The sequence below is a fragment of the Agrobacterium fabrum str. C58 genome (genome assembly GCF_000092025.1).
Taxonomy (GTDB): Bacteria; Pseudomonadota; Alphaproteobacteria; order Rhizobiales; family Rhizobiaceae; genus Agrobacterium; species Agrobacterium fabrum.
In genome coordinates this window covers 2,347,608-2,362,258 of sequence record NC_003062.2, presented here as the reverse complement: position 1 = coordinate 2,362,258, position 14,651 = coordinate 2,347,608, and the positions used below count along the sequence as shown (strand labels likewise).

Annotated in this window: 16 protein-coding genes and 1 pseudogene; 6 read left to right on the top strand and 11 right to left on the bottom strand. The window is 60.4% G+C overall.

Features of this window, described 5'->3' with window-relative positions; genetic code table 11:
* Positions 1-26 precede the first annotated feature (26 nt).
* The 7 genes from ATU_RS11650 to ATU_RS11620 all read right to left on the bottom strand — a co-directional run bounded on the left by ATU_RS11650 (position 27) and on the right by ATU_RS11620 (position 6,952).
* Positions 27-1,019, bottom strand: a complete 993-nt coding sequence (locus ATU_RS11650) for an ABC transporter substrate-binding protein (protein WP_010972287.1) — start codon at positions 1,017-1,019, stop codon at positions 27-29.
* A gap of 21 nt (positions 1,020-1,040) precedes the next feature.
* A complete protein-coding gene (locus tag ATU_RS11645) occupies positions 1,041-1,913 on the bottom strand; it encodes an ABC transporter permease (protein WP_010972286.1) in 873 nt (290 codons plus the stop codon).
* Positions 1,910-2,785, bottom strand: coding sequence for an ABC transporter permease (locus ATU_RS11640; protein WP_010972285.1), 876 nt, complete (start codon positions 2,783-2,785; stop codon positions 1,910-1,912). Before ATU_RS11640 ends, ATU_RS11645 begins: the two co-directional genes overlap by 4 nt.
* A gap of 234 nt (positions 2,786-3,019) precedes the next feature.
* Complete coding sequence (locus ATU_RS11635) at positions 3,020-3,814, bottom strand: ABC transporter ATP-binding protein (protein ID WP_010972284.1); 795 nt, start codon at positions 3,812-3,814, stop codon at positions 3,020-3,022.
* Positions 3,811-4,254, bottom strand: a complete 444-nt coding sequence (locus ATU_RS11630) for an NUDIX hydrolase (RefSeq protein WP_035255875.1) — start codon at positions 4,252-4,254, stop codon at positions 3,811-3,813. Before ATU_RS11630 ends, ATU_RS11635 begins: the two co-directional genes overlap by 4 nt.
* On the bottom strand, positions 4,251-5,705 hold the full coding sequence (gene hydA / locus ATU_RS11625; protein ID WP_035256003.1) for a dihydropyrimidinase: 1,455 nt from the start codon (positions 5,703-5,705) through the stop codon (positions 4,251-4,253). Before hydA ends, ATU_RS11630 begins: the two co-directional genes overlap by 4 nt.
* Positions 5,705-6,952, bottom strand: a complete 1,248-nt coding sequence (locus tag ATU_RS11620) for a Zn-dependent hydrolase (RefSeq protein ID WP_035255878.1) — start codon at positions 6,950-6,952, stop codon at positions 5,705-5,707. The genes hydA and ATU_RS11620 overlap by 1 nt, the downstream gene beginning before the upstream one ends.
* Positions 6,953-7,212: 260 nt before the next feature.
* On the opposite strand from ATU_RS11620, the gene ATU_RS11615 reads away from it, so the two are divergent.
* From ATU_RS11615 to ATU_RS11605, 3 genes and pseudogenes are all read left to right on the top strand, one after another.
* Positions 7,213-7,854: a TetR family transcriptional regulator C-terminal domain-containing protein gene (locus tag ATU_RS11615; RefSeq protein ID WP_010972280.1), complete on the top strand. Its 642-nt coding sequence runs from the start codon at positions 7,213-7,215 to the stop codon at positions 7,852-7,854.
* 263 nt (positions 7,855-8,117) lie between these two features.
* A pseudogene (locus ATU_RS11610) lies at positions 8,118-8,441 on the top strand (DUF2325 domain-containing protein); the annotation flags it as partial.
* Positions 8,422-8,712 (top strand): hypothetical protein, encoded by a 291-nt coding sequence (locus ATU_RS11605; RefSeq protein WP_010972278.1) that lies wholly within the window; start codon positions 8,422-8,424, stop codon positions 8,710-8,712. The pseudogene ATU_RS11610 and the gene ATU_RS11605, both read left to right, overlap by 20 nt.
* 6 nt (positions 8,713-8,718) lie before the next feature.
* On the opposite strand, the gene ATU_RS11600 is transcribed toward ATU_RS11605, so the two are convergent.
* The 3 genes from ATU_RS11600 to uppO form a co-directional block, all read right to left on the bottom strand.
* Entirely contained in the window at positions 8,719-9,084 is a 366-nt protein-coding gene (locus tag ATU_RS11600; protein ID WP_010972277.1) for a DUF423 domain-containing protein, read from the bottom strand.
* A complete protein-coding gene (locus tag ATU_RS11595; RefSeq protein ID WP_010972276.1) occupies positions 9,081-9,482 on the bottom strand; it encodes a globin domain-containing protein in 402 nt (133 codons plus the stop codon). Before ATU_RS11595 ends, ATU_RS11600 begins: the two co-directional genes overlap by 4 nt.
* A 153-nt stretch (positions 9,483-9,635) precedes the next feature.
* On the bottom strand, positions 9,636-11,051 hold the full coding sequence (gene uppO, locus ATU_RS11590) for a polysaccharide biosynthesis phosphomannomutase UppO (RefSeq protein WP_010972275.1): 1,416 nt from the start codon (positions 11,049-11,051) through the stop codon (positions 9,636-9,638).
* A gap of 258 nt (positions 11,052-11,309) precedes the next feature.
* Between uppO and uppM the strand changes: the two genes are divergently transcribed.
* Positions 11,310-12,938 carry a polysaccharide biosynthesis protein UppM gene (gene uppM, locus ATU_RS11585; RefSeq protein ID WP_035255882.1) on the top strand — a complete coding sequence of 543 codons (1,629 nt, stop codon included), beginning with the start codon at positions 11,310-11,312 and terminating at the stop codon, positions 12,936-12,938.
* A gap of 24 nt (positions 12,939-12,962) precedes the next feature.
* Here the strand turns inward: uppM and ATU_RS11580 are convergent, their stop codons facing one another.
* Positions 12,963-13,172: a hypothetical protein gene (locus ATU_RS11580; RefSeq protein WP_006311763.1), complete on the bottom strand. Its 210-nt coding sequence runs from the start codon at positions 13,170-13,172 to the stop codon at positions 12,963-12,965.
* A 247-nt stretch (positions 13,173-13,419) separates the two neighbouring features.
* On the opposite strand from ATU_RS11580, the gene uppL reads away from it, so the two are divergent.
* Both uppL and ATU_RS11570 read left to right on the top strand, forming a co-directional pair.
* On the top strand, positions 13,420-14,220 hold the full coding sequence (gene uppL / locus ATU_RS11575; RefSeq protein ID WP_010972271.1) for a polysaccharide biosynthesis UDP-hexose transferase UppL: 801 nt from the start codon (positions 13,420-13,422) through the stop codon (positions 14,218-14,220).
* A 177-nt stretch (positions 14,221-14,397) separates the two neighbouring features.
* The gene (locus ATU_RS11570; protein WP_006311761.1) at positions 14,398-14,646 is read left to right on the top strand and encodes a hypothetical protein; all 249 of its coding nucleotides are present in this window, start codon (positions 14,398-14,400) and stop codon (positions 14,644-14,646) included.
* Positions 14,647-14,651: the final 5 nt, after the last annotated feature.

Genomic DNA, 14,651 nt, shown 5'->3' with positions numbered 1-14,651 from the left:
GCTCCATTATTCGGACGTCACTTCGCCTACTTCAGCGCCGCGTCAGTGATTTCGGTCGTATAGGCGCCTGCCGGCTCCTTGGTGATCACAGGATCGGAGCCGCCGCCGAGCAGGGTTTTTACCGTACGCTCGTAATCGGCCTTGTCGAGTGCGCCCTTCGAGCCGGCGGTGAGCTTGGCGACTTCGCCCATCATGCGCTTCTGGTGCTTTTCGGTCTGGGCGCCGGAGGCGTCGTTTTCGAGAACGATACCGGCGGCATCGTCAGGGTGTTCTTCGGCCCACTTCCAGCCCTTCATGGAAGCGCGGACGAATTTGACCAAGTCTTCCCTAAATTTGGCGTCCTTGAGCTTGTCTTCCAGAACATAGAGCCCGTCTTCCAGCGTCGCCACGCCTTCGGCCTCATATTTGAAGGTAACGAGTTCTTCCGGCTTGATGCCGGCATCGATGACCTGCCAATATTCATTATAGGTCATGGTGGAAATGCAGGCGGCCTGTTTCTGCAACAGCGGATCGACGTTGAAGCCCTGTTTCAGAACGGTAACGCCATCCGCGCCGCCGGTGGTCGGGATTTTCAGGTGCGCCATCCACGACAGGAACGGATATTCATTGCCGAAGAACCAGACGCCGAGTGTCTTGCCCTTGAAATCTTCCGGCTTGGTGATGCCGGTTTCCTTGAGGCAGGTCAGCATCATGCCTGACGACTTGAACGGCTGGGCGATGTTGACGAGCGGCACGCCCTTTTCGCGCGTCGCCAGTGCAGACGGCATCCAGTCGACGATGACGTCAGCACCACCGCCGGCCAGAACCTGTGCGGGGGCAATATCCGGGCCGCCGGGCTTGATATCAACATCAAGGCCTTCCGCTTCATAAAAGCCCTTGTCCTTGGCGACATAATAACCGGCGAACTGCGCCTGGGTCACCCATTTCAGCTGCAGGGTGATCTTGTCGGTGGCTTGAGCTCCGAATGCGGTCAGGACTGACGCGCCGGCAAGAAGTATGGAGGCAAGTTTCATTTTCATCGCTGTTCCCTTTTTCGTTATTTACGTTCGTCCCCCACGGACGGACGGATGCCAGAAGGTGACGGCACGCTCAGCGAGCGCCACCAGACCGTAAAAGCCGGAGCCCGCAAGCGCCGCAACGGCGATTTCGGCCCAGACCATATCGACATTGCTGCGGCCCATTTCGGCCGAGATGCGGAACCCCATGCCGACGATGGGCGTGCCGAAGAATTCCGCGACGATGGCGCCGATCAGCGCCAGCGTTGAATTGATCTTCAGCGCGTTGAAGATGAAGGGCCAGGCGGCGGGCAGTCGCAGTTTCAGCAATGTCTGCCCCCAGCCGGCGGCATAGGTGCGCATCAGGTCGCGCTCCATGTGGCTGGAAGCGGCAAGCCCCTGCACCGTGTTCACCAGCATGGGGAAAAACGTCATGATGACGACGACGGCGACTTTTGATTGCCAGTCGAAACCGAACCACATGACCATGATCGGCGCAATGCCGACCACTGGCAAAGCGGAGACGAAATTGCCGATGGGCAAAAGTCCTCGCTGCAGGAAGGGCGAACGGTCGATGAGGATGGCGACGAGGAAACCGAGGCCGCAGCCCAGCACATAGCCCGTCAGCACCGATTTGAGGAAAGTCTGGCGGAAATCCGCCCAGAGGATCGGCAGCGAGCCGACAAGACGGGCGAGGATGGCGCTAGGGGCCGGCAGCAGGATGGGCGGCACGGAAAAACCACGCACGATGCCTTCCCAGAGCACCAGAAGGGCAAGGCCAAAGAGAAGGGGCACGGCAATGCGGCCGATGCGCTGTGCCAAGGAAGAGGTGAAATTGCGACGCACCAGCCATTCGTTGAAGGCCCAGGCGGCAAGCCAGAAAAGGATCGCGCCGATAAACCAAGAGGGGTTCGTCATGGCCGTGCTCCCATTCTTTTCAGCACCGCGGCGTGGGCAATGCCGATGATCGACACCAGCAGCGCCGCAACACCGGCGGCCATGAACAACGCCGCCCATATCTGCACCGTCTGGCCGTAATAGGAGCCGGAGAGCAGCCGCGCGCCCAGACCGGCGACGGCGCCTGTCGGCAATTCCCCGACGATGGCGCCGACCAGCGCGATGGCAATGGCGATCTTCAGCGAGGTGAAGAGATAGGGTAGCGCCGAAGGCCAGCGCAGCTTCCAGAATATCTGCGCCGGTGAGGCATTATAGGTGTGCATGAGATCGAGCTGGAGGGTTTCGGGGCTTCTGAGGCCCTTCACCATGCCGACCACGATGGGGAAGAAGGAGAGATAGGTGGAAATCAGCGCCTTGGGCAACAGCCCGGAAATGCCGATGGAGTTCAAGACGACGATGATCATCGGCGCAATGGCGAGGATGGGGATCGTCTGGCTGGCGATGATCCACGGCATGACGGAGCGATCCATGGCGCGATTATGGATGATGGCGACGGCAAGCAGGATGCCGAGAACGGCGCCGATGGCGAAACCGAGCAGGGTGGCCGAAAGCGTGATGCCGGCGTGATAGATCAGACTGCGCTTGGAGGTGATGGCCTTGTTGACGGTCGTGTCCCAGAGTTCGGCGGCAATCTGGTGCGGGGCGGGCAGGACCGGGCGCTCCTGCGCGAAGGTCTGCGGCAGGAGTTGGAAGAAACCCGGTGTCTGGCCGGCGCGGGTGGCCTGGTCGCGGGCGAAGGGCATGTTGAGATAGATGACTGCGAGGTGCCAGAGGATGAGGATGGCGAGGAGGACGGTGAGGATGGGGAGGATGCGGTGGCGGAGGAGGGTCATGGTGTTTCGCTCCGACACTTGCTCTGTGGGTGGGGTTTACGCTCACTCCGGGGGTGCCGTTTACCCCCCTCTGTCCTGCCGGACATCTCCCCCACAAGGGGGGAGATCGATATGCCGTCCCGTTTTGTCCATCTCATTGTTTGCGAATGAAGCGGTGGTAGCGCCGCTTGCCGATCTCCCCCCTTGTGGGGGAGATGCCCGGCAGGGCAGAGGGGGGGAATGCTGGCGCCAACCTCACCCCTCATAGCCATGCCCCGCCTTCAACCCTTCGCGCACGCGGTGCGCAATCGCCAGAAACTCCGGCGTCTCGCGGATTTCCAGCGGCCTTTCCCGCGGCAGGGTGGATTCGATCACATCGGTCACTCGTCCAGGCCGCGGCGACATGACGACGATCCTGGTCGAGAGATAGACCGCTTCGGGAATGGAATGAGTGACGAAACAGATGGTCTTGCCGGTCGTATCCCAGAGTTTCAGCAGTTGCTCGTTCAGATGATCGCGGACGATCTCGTCCAACGCCCCGAAGGGCTCGTCCATCAACAGCAGGTCGGCATCGAAGGCGAGCGCGCGGGCGATGGAGGCGCGCTGCTGCATGCCGCCGGAAAGCTGCCACGGATATTTCTTGCCGAAACCGGTGAGGTTGACGAGGTCCATCGTGCGGTCGATGCGCTCGCGCTGTTCGGCCTTGCTATACCCCATGATTTCGAGCGGCAGGGCGATGTTCTTTTCGATGCTGCGCCACGGGTAAAGTGCGGCGGCCTGAAAGACGTAACCGTAGGACCGGTCCTTGCGGGCGTTTTCCGGCGTCGTGCCGTTGACGGTGATTTCGCCTGACGTGTGTTTTTCAAGATCGGCTATGACCCGCAGGAAGGTGGTCTTGCCGCAGCCGGAAGGGCCGATGAAGGAGACGAAATCGCCCTTTTTTACATCGAGATCGACATCCGACAAGGCGTGGACCGGGCCATCCCCCGTTTCGAAGGTGAGGCCCAGTTTTCTGGCGGAAACGACGGAATAGGGAGAGGCCTGGTTCATCTTGGCTGATTGTCGCTTTCCGTAAGTGCCGCGCGCGCCAGCGGCAGCATCTGGGTTTCCGTCAGTCTGGCAATCATCACGCCGGGGTGGTGGTCGAGGTCGAGCCAGCGCACTTCCTCGATTTCCGCCTGCGGCACGACCTCGGAATGAAGTCTGGCGCTGAAGGCATGGGCGACGACATCGGCGCCGGGCTCATTGGCGGCTTCCTCGCGAAAGATGCCCTCATAACGAACGGCATTTTTCGGCAGCGTCAGGCCGATTTCCTCGGCCAGTTCGCGGTGCAGCGCCTGCTCCGGCGTTTCGCCCGGATCGATCTTGCCGCCCGGCTGCATGAACTGCGTGGTGCCGCGCTTGCGCACCACAAGCATCTGCCGTCGTTCGTTGAGGAGAATGGCGGCGGCGATGAGGATTTCGCGTTTCGGCTCGCTGCTCATGGTCACACGCCCGATGCCGGAATGCCTGTGCGTTCCACCTTGCGCGGCGAAACGAGTTCCTTCCAGGTGGAAAGCGCCCGGCTGACGGCGGGATAGGGATCGCGGGCCACGAATTGGCCATGGCCTTCCTGTGTTTCGATGGTGCCTTCCTCGACACTGACGAGGCCGCGCGACAGGGTGTAGCGAGGCAGGCCCTTCACCTTCTGCCCTTCGAACACGTTGTAATCGATGGCCGATTGCTGGCTTGCGGCGCTGATGGTCTTTTCCAGCGCCGGGTCCCAGACGACGATATCGGCATCGCTGCCGACGAGGATCGCGCCCTTTCTCGGATAGATGTTGAGGATCTTCGCAATATTGGTGGAGGTGACGGCGACAAATTCATTCATCGTCAGCCGGCCGGTCGCGACGCCATGGGTCCAGAGCAGCGGCATGCGATCTTCCAGCCCGCCGGTGCCGTTCGGTATCTTGCGGAAATCACCAAGGCCGAAGCGTTTCTGCTCGGTGGTGAAGGCGCAATGGTCGGTCGCCACGCATTGCAGCGAGCCGGAGGCAAGACCCGCCCAGAGGCTGTCCTGGTGTTGCCGGTTGCGGAAGGGTGGCGACATGACCCGCCGGGCGGCATGATCCCAATCGGCATTGGCATATTCACTTTCATCGAGGATCAGGTGCTGGATCAGCGGTTCGCCATAAACGCGCATGCCATTCTGGCGCGCGCGGCGGATGGCTTCATGCGCCTGCTCGCAGGATGTGTGGACGACATAAAGCGGGGCGCCGGCCATGTCGGCAATGATGATGGCGCGGTTGGTCGCTTCGCCTTCCACGGAGGGAGGCCGGGAATAGGCATGCGCCTCCGGGCCGACATTGCCCTCGGCCATCAGTTTTTCCTGCATCTGCGCGACGATATCGCCGTTTTCCGCATGCACGAAGGGAATGGCGCCGAGTTCCGCACAGCGCGAGAAGGAGGCGAACATCTCGTCGTCATTTACCATCAGCGCGCCCTTATAGGCCATGAAGTGCTTGAACGAGTTGATGCCTTTTTCCTGAACCACCGTCTTCATCTCGTTGAAGACCCGCTCGCCCCACCAGGTAACCGCCATGTGGAAGGAATAATCGCAATTGGCGCGCGTCGCCTTGTTGTCCCATCTCTGCAGGGCATCGAGAAGCGACTGGCCGGGATCGGGCAGGCAGAAATCCACCACCATGGTGGTGCCGCCGGCAAGGGCGGCGCGCGTGCCGCTCTCGAAATCGTCGGCGGAATAGGTGCCCATGAAGGGCATTTCCAGATGCACATGCGGATCGATGCCGCCCGGCATGATGTAACATTCCGTGGCATCGAGGATCGTGCCGCCGGTCAGATCAGGGCCGATCTCAGTGATCCTGCCGCCTTCGATCCTGATGTCTGCCTTGTAGGTGAGGTCGGCGGTGACGATGGTGCCGTTTTTGATGATGGTGGCGATCATTGCACGATCTCCGCAGTCTCCAGCACCGCATGCAGCAGCACGTCGCAGCCGGCGGCGGCCCATTCCGGCGAAATTTCTTCCGCCTCGTTATGGGAAAGCCCACCCACGCAGGGGCAAAAGATCATGGTTGATGGAGCGACCCTTGCCGTCCAGCAGGCATCGTGGCCGGCGCCGGAGATGATGTCCATGTGGGTGTAACCCAGTCTTTCGGCGGCAGAGCGCACGCGCCCGACCAGCACCGGATCGAAGGTGACGGGATCGAAATGGCCGATGGCTTCGATCGAGCAGCCGACGCCGAGTTCTTCGGCGATAACAGGCACCTCGCGCTCGAAGATGGCGCGCATGTTGTCGAGCTTTGCCTGCGAAGGGGTTCGAAGATCGATGGTGAAAACCACCTTGCCGGGCAGCACGTTACGCGAATTGGGTGTGAAGATCATCTGGCCGACGCCGGCAACGGCACCCGGCTGGTGGGCCATCGCCACTTCCTGAACCTTTTCGAGGATGCGGGCGGCGGCAAGGCCGGCATTGACGCGCATCGCCATCGGCGTCGAGCCGGTATGGGCTTCCTTGCCGGTCAGCGTCACTTCCAGCCACCACAGACCCTGACCATGGGTAACGACGCCGATCTGCTTGCCTTCGGCCTCGAGGATCGGCCCCTGCTCGATATGATATTCGAAATAGGCATGCATCCTGCGGGCGCCCACCTCTTCTTCGCCCAGCCAGCCGATGCGCTTCAGCTCGTCGCCATAGGTCTTGCCGTCGGTATCGGTGCGGCTATAGGCGTAATCGAGATCGTGAATGCCGGCGAAGACGCCGGAGGCCAGCATGGCCGGGGCAAAGCGCGCGCCTTCCTCATTGGACCAGTTGGTGACGACAATAGGGTGTTTCGTCTTTATGTTGAGATCGTTCAGGCTGCGGACGACTTCCAGTCCAGCCAGCACACCAAGCACGCCATCGAACTTGCCGCCGGTCGGCTGGGTGTCGAGATGGCTGCCGATATAGACCGGCAGCGCGTCCGGATCCTCGCCGGGGCGGGTGGCGAACATGGTTCCCATGCGGTCGACGCCCATCGTCAGGCCGGCCGCTTCGCACCAGCTCTTGAACAGGCTGCGGCCTTCCGCATCTTCGTCCGTCAGCGTGCGGCGATTATTGCCGCCGGCAATGCCGGGGCCGATTTTCGCCATGTCCATCAGACTGTCCCACAGACGGTCGCCATTGACCGTCAAGTTTTTACCCGCCGTCATGAAGTGTAGTCCTCACCCGTTTTGTTTTTATCGAAGCAAAGCTTGTGCCGTTCCCGTTTTTGCCGGCTAAGATAACAGCCATTGCCTAAAGATGGCGATGGTGGATAAATTGACCGGCTGGTAAACATTGCAAATTCGCGATGGCGTCAGCAAGAGATTTTCGTGACGAATCGCACTAATTTTGCCTAAACTGTACGCGCAGATTATTTTTTAAGCATACTGTATCGGCAATTGCACTGAAAAGAAACAGAGAGCAGAGTATGGCCATACCGCGAGCAGCGAAAACCCAGAAGCGGACCCGCATTCAGGAAGAGAAGCAGGAAACGATTCTCGAGGCTGCGCTCAGTGTGTTTTCCACCAATGGCTTCCGTGGTTCCACCATCGACCAGATTGCCGAGGCGGCCGGCATGTCGAAACCGAACGTGCTTTATTATTTCCGCACCAAGGAAGCGATGCATCGCGCCCTGATCGAACGGGTGCTGGATACGTGGCTCGATCCGCTGCGCGCCTTTGACGCCGAAGGCAATCCCGAAAGCGAAATCCGCTCCTATATTCGCCGCAAGCTGGAAATGTCGCGGGATTTTCCGCGTGAAAGCCGGCTCTTCGCCAATGAAATCCTGCAGGGTGCGCCGCATATAGAGGATGAACTGAAAGGCCCGCTCAAACAACTGGTGGATGAAAAGGCCGAGGTGATCCGCGCCTGGATCAAGGCGGGGCGGATGGCCAAATGCGATCCTTACCATCTGATCTTCTCGATCTGGTCGACCACCCAGCATTATGCGGATTTCGACGTGCAGGTGCGCGCCGTGCTGGGTGACAAACACGGTGGCGACGGTCGTTTCGAGGATGCGGCCCGGCATCTGGAGCAGCTTTTCATGGGCGGATTGCGCATCAGCGGCTGAAAGCCAGGGCTCACGAACAGGTGATCCATTCTTTCTGCATAAACATGAGGAAAATCATCACCTTTATACTTTACTCCAAAACTCATCTTTATTATGGTGCCGGCATCCCGCTTATGGGGCCCGAAGATCGGGGCATGAAAAATCAACCGGCAGGTGAGGGAATGGCACGCAAGGAAAAGAAGAAAGCCGAACGCGGCGGCAAGCAGGGTAAGGGCGCGCCTCAACCTGAAAGGGACGTGGCCGAACAGCAGCTTTCCGGTCCGAAGAGCTTTCTTTATGTTGGCGGCCGTGACTGTCAGGTTGCCCATCTTCGCCAGATCGCCAGCAATTTCGGTGCCGAACTGATCCACCACGATGGCGGCCTGCGTGAGGCGGTCTCGCGCATCGATACCGTGCTTCCCTCCGTCGACTGCGTTTTCTGCCCGATCGACTGTATCAGCCACGATGCGTGTCTGCGGGTGAAGTCCGGTTGCAAGAAATTCGGCAAGACGTTCATTCCGCTGCGCAATGGCAGCAAATCCAGTCTGGAGCGGGCGCTGCAGACGATGAATGAACGGACCCCCAACGATGAGCGACGAGCGCAGTAATTTTAAGGGTGAAGAGCCGGCGGCAGACGAAGCCTGCCGCGTGGAACTGCACAAGATGGCCGAACAGGCTGCCGATCCAGCCCTGACGGAAATGTATGAAATCGTCGGCGAACGTCAAAGGCGCAACCGCGCCGCTACCGCCGGCGGCAATGTGGCGATCTTTCCCCATCTGCGCACCCGCCAGCCCGGCGAAGCGCCGCCCTTTGCTCTCGGCGAGGCGGCGGAAAAGGGCCGCAACATCCTGCCGTTTCGCTGGACGCGGCGGCGTTAAGGCCGATCAGCCTTTGAGCTTCAGGAACGCGCCGGCGCAGAGCACCAGCCATCCGCCGATCATGCCGAGCCCGCCTATGGGTGCTGCGTAGGGGAACAGGCTGTGGCCGGAAAAATGCCTGACGACGAGATCACCAACAAAAACCGCCGTGCCGAGGCCGAGGATCAGGCCCGCCGGAATGGCGGTTCTGATGCGGTCCGCGCCGATATTGAGTGCCACCAGCACCGGCGCATGCGCCAGCGCCATGGCCGAGGCATTGCCCAGCATATAGGTTTCACCGGTATGGGTGGCGGCGGCGGCAAGCATGACGCCGGCAGCCCCCAAAAGGCCGCCCAGCAGCAGAATGAAGGCGCGCAGTCTCGCGTAGGTCATGGGTTATCCGCTTCCTGGTTCTGCATGTGAAAGGCCAGCCGCTCCACCGGCGCCCAGATGATCTCGCGCAGCTTCGCGTTCTCGATCGTCTCATCCATGGCGCGGCGGAAGCACAGCAGCCATTCGTCCCGCTCGGCCGGGCCGATGGGGGCGACGAAATGGCGGCGGCGCAGCATCGGGTGCCCGTGTTTTTCGACATAGACGGGCGGTCCGCCAAGATATCCCGTCAGATAGTCGTAAAACTTCGCCTCGCTGCCGGAAAGATCGGCAGGGTGGATGGCGCGGCAGCGCGCGGCCTCGGGCAGGGTGTCCATCAATTCATAAAAGCGCCGGGTGAGCGCCCTGACGGTCGCATCGCCACCGATCGCTTCATAAAGGGTAACGGTCTCGCTGCTCATCGTCGCCTCCTTGGACCCTGCGGTCCTTATCGCTTTCCGGGGCGGCGAGTGCAACAGGGAAAGGCGGGATGCGACATTTGGGACATCGGTCCCGACTGCTGAAGCGCGTCATTCCTGTTTCACACCGGAATGACGCGCAGGCGGCATCTACACTCAGCCAAAATTCCGGATGAGCTCGAGCCCCTTGTGCAACAGCGTTTCGGCTTCGTCCTGGTTGGCGGCCTCGACGTAGCAGCGCATTTCCGGGGCGTTGCCGGAAGGGCGGAAATGGATGGTGCTGCCATCGGTGAGCGCCACACGCAGGCCGTCAATGTCGCTCAAATCCTTCACCGCGCCAACGGGGGCGAGGAAGGCGTCGAGGTTGTCGCGGGAGGCGCGCAGATGCGTCATCAGGGCGGCGCTTTTTTCCTGGGCGAAGTTTTCCAGGCGGTCGGCGGCGGCGACCGGCAGCCTGTAGGCGGCGGCGATCTCCGACAGCGGTTTTTTCTGTTCAGCCGAGAGAAGCAGCACGGCAAGGATGGGCAGGAAGCTGTCACGTGTCGGCAGCGGCGAGAGCGGCCTGCCGTTGAGCGTAAAGGCGGAGGCCGTCAGCAGGCCGCCATTGGCCTCGAAACCCATGACGCCGTTTTTTCCCTCGGCGAGAGCCTGCGCCATGCCGGCGATCACAAAGGGTGAGCCGACTTTGGTGCGGATGACTTCGAAGGAGCCGCTCGCCTCGATACCCGAATTGGACGTGACCGGGGTGACGACGACGCCGGCATCGAGGAAATTGGCGGTGATGAGGCCGATCAGGTCGCCGCGCAGCGGCACGCCGTTTTCATCGGTCAGCAAAGGACGGTCGCCATCGCCATCGGCGGAAACGATGGCATCGAGGCTATGCTCGGGCGACCATTTTCTGAGAAGTGCCAGCGTTTCGGGCGAGACTGCCTCGGTATCCACCGGGATAAAGCTATCGGAGCGGCCGAGTGGCACGACGTCGGCGCCATAATGGGCCAGCACGTCGACAAAGAGATCGCGTGCTACCGTGCTGTGCTGGTAAACGCCGATCCTGAGGCCGGAAAGCGCCTTTTCCGGCAGGAGGGCGATGTTGCGTTCGTAGAAAAGTTCGGCAGCGATGGCGGAATGGTCCTCGGCGGTGGCCGCCTCGTCGCTTATGCCTTCCGCCTCGATTTCGGCTGCAAGGGCCGCGATCGCGGTTTCGTCCTGCTTGTCGATTTCGCCGTCCGGGCGGTAGAATTTGATGCCGTTGCGGTCTGCCGGGATATGCGAGCCGGTAATCATCAGCGCGCCCGCCTTCAGCGACAGGCCGTAAAGTGCCAGTGCCGGGGTCGGCACCGTGCCGCAATCGAGCGGATTGAGGCCGGCTTTTTTCAGCGCGGCGATGCAGGTGGCGGAGACATCCGGGCTCGAGTCGCGAAAATCGCGGCCGACGAGAATGGGATCACCCACCTTTGCCTGACCCGATGTGAGAAGGTGCCTTGCAAATGCCGTGGCGTAGACGGCGGAGGCTTTTCCCTTCAGATCGACGGAGAGGCCGCGAAGGCCGCTCGTTCCGAATTTCAGGCTCATTCCAAACTCCGTTTCCATAAAATCTTTGAGGGGCAAAGGGATAATGAAAAAATATAACGGTTGAAAGAACCGTATCGATCCATTCAAGTCAATCATCGCTTTCATGGTGGCCGCGAATAGGCGATGATGGCGGGAATGATGCGGGTAACCTAAAATTCACCCGTCATATTTAAACTTGTCCGTCAATAGCGGCTGTGGCGACGAAGGGAATACTGTGTTGCCGGCCTTTTTTGTGGTTCGTTCGAGTTGGATTGGCTGATGTACAGGCTTCAAAAGGCGGGACATAAGCAGGCACGTCCGCTCGATGAAAAAACGGCGCCCGCCGCCAGAACCCATGGTTCCCTGCTGGACGATCTGGTGGATGAGGACGAGGTTTTCGAGCGCACGGTGCTGAAAGAGCATCTCGAGCCGAAACCGGCGCCGGCCGCTGCCGAGCCGGCCCCGGTCGAGACGCGGGTGAGGGCGGCTTCACCTGGTGGAGGCCTTGCCTCCATGCTGCCCGGCCTCAAATATATCGACAGGATCGGCGTGGACGACGTGCTCGTCTGGCTGCGCAAGGGTATTGTCTGGATCGTGCTGGCGATCGTTCTCTGCGTTGGCGGCGCGCTCACTTATGCCTCCATGACGCCGCCGCGCTACAAGGCCTATACGGATATCGTCGTTAATCCCTCCAATCTGAACGTCGTCAATGACGGGGTGTTTTCGCCCAACCAGCAACGCGACACGCAGATTCTCGAGGTGGAAAGCAAGCTGCGCACCATCACCTCGCGCAATGTGCTGGCGCGGGTGGTGGATGAGCTGAAGCTCGATCAGGACCCCGAATTCGTCAGCCCACCGCCGCTCGCCCGGCTGAAGGCCATGTTTTCATCAAAGCCTGATGATGGCGACAACCGCGTCGGCGCGCTTCGCTCGCTCGGCGACCGGGTGACGGCGGAACGTGATCCGCGCTCCTTCGTGGTCACGCTTTCGGTCTGGACCAATGATGCCGAAAAATCGGTGGCGGTCTCGAAGGCCATCGTGAAGGCCTTCGAAAGCGAGCTGTTCCAGACAAACTCCGACAGCAGCCAGCGCGTCGTCGACGATCTCAAGAAGCGGCTCGAGGAAATGCGCGAGAATGTGACCATCGCCGAAAAGCGCGTGGCCGATTTCCGCCGCGAGAACGGTTTGCAGGAAAATAATGGCCAGCTCGTCAGCAATCTCGCCTCCGGCGAATTGAATGCGCAGGTGCTTGCGACCCAGCAGCGGCTTATCCAGGAGGAATCCCGCCTGAAGCAGATGGAGGCGGCGATCGCCCAGAACCGCACGCAGAGCGACGCCATCTTCGACAGCCAGACGATGAACACCATCCGCGCCCAATATAGCACGCTGCAACAGCAGATCGGCGCGATGACGCTGACCTATGGCGCGCGCCATCCGCGTCTCGCAACTGCCGGCGCGGAGCGGGCGATGCTGGAACGTGGTATGGCGGACGAGGCGCGGCGCATTCTCCAAGCAGCCAAGATCAATGTCGCCGAAGCGCGTTCCTCGCTTGATGCGCTCAGATTGAAGGCTGTGGCGGAGCGCGCCAATGTCTTCACGGACAATGATGCGCAGGTGCGGCTGCGCGATCTCGATCGCGACGCCCGCTCGGCGGCGGCGATCTATGAGACTTACCTCACCCGCTCGCGCCAGCTTGCCGAACAGCAGTCGATCGATTCCACCAATGTGCGGGTGATTTCGCAGCCGGTCGCACCCAATTCCAGAAGCTGGCCGCCGGGCAAGCTGACCTTCCTGATTGCCGGCGGCATGGGTGGTCTGTTCCTCGGTCTGGCGATCGCCGTGGCGCTGGGTCTCTGGGGGTATTTGCGGCGGGACGATCATGCGGAAGCAGCGGCGCGTTATGCCTGATCCGGGAGCGCCTGCTTTCCGCGCTTATTCTTCCGAGATAAGGCCGTCATAGACCTCGAGCAGGGCGGCGGCGATGGCTGCGCCCAGCGCATTGCCGGCATCGCGAATGCCGGTCTCGTCGCCGTCGCGCACCGAAATGGCCAGATCGGAGGCTTCGTTGGCGACGATCTCCTTTGCTCGTTCTATCGCCCAGAGGCCGAAATCGCCGCGATTGTCGATCGAGATTGTTTCCATGGCGAAGACCTTTCCGAGGTTTGATATCGTGGTCCCTTACCCCATCGGCGGGAAAACAGGAATAGGCGCGGCAGGAGTGGCGCACAACTTTCAGGCGTGTAAAATGCCCGCGGCATGTGGGGATTTATAAAAATATTAATGATAGTTCTTCGTAGTGTTTGAAGCCTTATACCCTAAGCATAAACGTGAATATAACAATGAAACGATGCCTATCTTGGACACCGGACAGATCATGACAGGGAGAGAGATGGCGGATGCGGAAGGGCCGGGCCAGGACTGGCCGGTTATTCCTCTTGCGGCACTGCCCATCACTGACGCGACCATCGATGAAACGGCGCGGGATTTCATCCTGCGTGCGACGACAGAGCGCGTGGCCGGTGCAAGACCGTTTTATTCGACCTCGGCGAATGGCCAGGTCATTGCGCTCTGCCATCACGACCGGGAATTCGACGCCATGCTGCGGCAGGCGGACCAGATTCACGCCGATGGCATGTCGCTGGTTATCTTCTCCCGCAAATTCTGCCGGCAGGCGCTGAGGGAACGGGTCGCGACGACGGACCTCGTTCATGCGGTGGCCAAGCGCGCCGAAGAAACGGGCAGTCGGTTTTATTTCCTCGGCGGTTCGGAAGAGGTGAACCGCGCGGCGGTCGAAGAAATGCAGAGGCTTTATCCGCGTCTGGTATTTTCGGGACGGCGCAACGGTTATTTCAGCCGGGCCGAGGAAGACGCGGTCCTTGCCGATATCACTACTTCGAAAACGGATATTCTCTGGGTCGGCTTTGGTATTCCGCTGGAGCAGCGTTTCGTTTCGCGCAATCTCGACAGGCTTTCCGGCATCGCCGTGATCAAGACCTGCGGCGGCCTTTTCGACTTCCTCGCCGGCCGGAACAGCCGCGCGCCGCAATGGATGCAGGATATGGGGCTGGAATGGCTCTACCGGGCGATGCTTGAGCCGAAGCGTCTGGGAAAACGGTATCTGCTGACCAATCCGATCGCGATATATTCGCTGCTGAAGTATCGCTTCGGGGCGTCGGGTCAGGGCCGGTAAAGCTGCGGCAAGCCTCTTCCGCGGCAAGCATATCGCATTGCGTCAATTACATCAGGTTTCCCTAACGTATTGAGCCAAAGGGCTTTGCCGCTGAAATTCGTTGCAACTGCGAAGGACCGCGCTACACTGTCCCAATATTACAAATTTATTCGAATCAGAGATATTTTGGGGACACCCATGGTGATTACGTCCATTTCTCTTTTCATATATGGAATTGGCACCGCCACCTCTCTCGCCATGACCTATATTGAAGGTGCCCGCCGCGACAAGAACTGGGATTTTTACCGGGTGACCGGCATTGTCCTTTGTTTCTTCTGGCCGCTGCTGGTGCCGCTCCTCGTTCTCGCGACGGCTTTTTCGTCGTTCGGCTTGCAGAAACGACGCCTGAACATGTTGTCATTCGGCAGGGAAAAGACCCTCAGCTAAACCAG

Coding starts and splice junctions, on each gene's coding strand:
- uppL (WP_010972271.1), top strand. CDS start 13,420: ATGGCGGATGCGGAAGGGCCGGGCCAGGACTGGCCGGTTATTCCTCTT.
- ATU_RS11615 (WP_010972280.1), top strand. CDS start 7,213: ATGGCCATACCGCGAGCAGCGAAAACCCAGAAGCGGACCCGCATTCAG.
- ATU_RS11605 (WP_010972278.1), top strand. CDS start 8,422: ATGAGCGACGAGCGCAGTAATTTTAAGGGTGAAGAGCCGGCGGCAGAC.
- ATU_RS11650 (WP_010972287.1), bottom strand. CDS start 1,019: ATGAAAATGAAACTTGCCTCCATACTTCTTGCCGGCGCGTCAGTCCTG.
- ATU_RS11645 (WP_010972286.1), bottom strand. CDS start 1,913: ATGACGAACCCCTCTTGGTTTATCGGCGCGATCCTTTTCTGGCTTGCC.
- ATU_RS11635 (WP_010972284.1), bottom strand. CDS start 3,814: ATGAACCAGGCCTCTCCCTATTCCGTCGTTTCCGCCAGAAAACTGGGC.
- uppM (WP_035255882.1), top strand. CDS start 11,310: ATGTACAGGCTTCAAAAGGCGGGACATAAGCAGGCACGTCCGCTCGAT.
- uppO (WP_010972275.1), bottom strand. CDS start 11,051: ATGAGCCTGAAATTCGGAACGAGCGGCCTTCGCGGCCTCTCCGTCGAT.
- ATU_RS11640 (WP_010972285.1), bottom strand. CDS start 2,785: ATGACCCTCCTCCGCCACCGCATCCTCCCCATCCTCACCGTCCTCCTC.
- ATU_RS11570 (WP_006311761.1), top strand. CDS start 14,398: ATGGTGATTACGTCCATTTCTCTTTTCATATATGGAATTGGCACCGCC.
- ATU_RS11620 (WP_035255878.1), bottom strand. CDS start 6,952: ATGACGGCGGGTAAAAACTTGACGGTCAATGGCGACCGTCTGTGGGAC.
- ATU_RS11580 (WP_006311763.1), bottom strand. CDS start 13,172: ATGGAAACAATCTCGATCGACAATCGCGGCGATTTCGGCCTCTGGGCG.
- ATU_RS11595 (WP_010972276.1), bottom strand. CDS start 9,482: ATGAGCAGCGAGACCGTTACCCTTTATGAAGCGATCGGTGGCGATGCG.
- ATU_RS11600 (WP_010972277.1), bottom strand. CDS start 9,084: ATGACCTACGCGAGACTGCGCGCCTTCATTCTGCTGCTGGGCGGCCTT.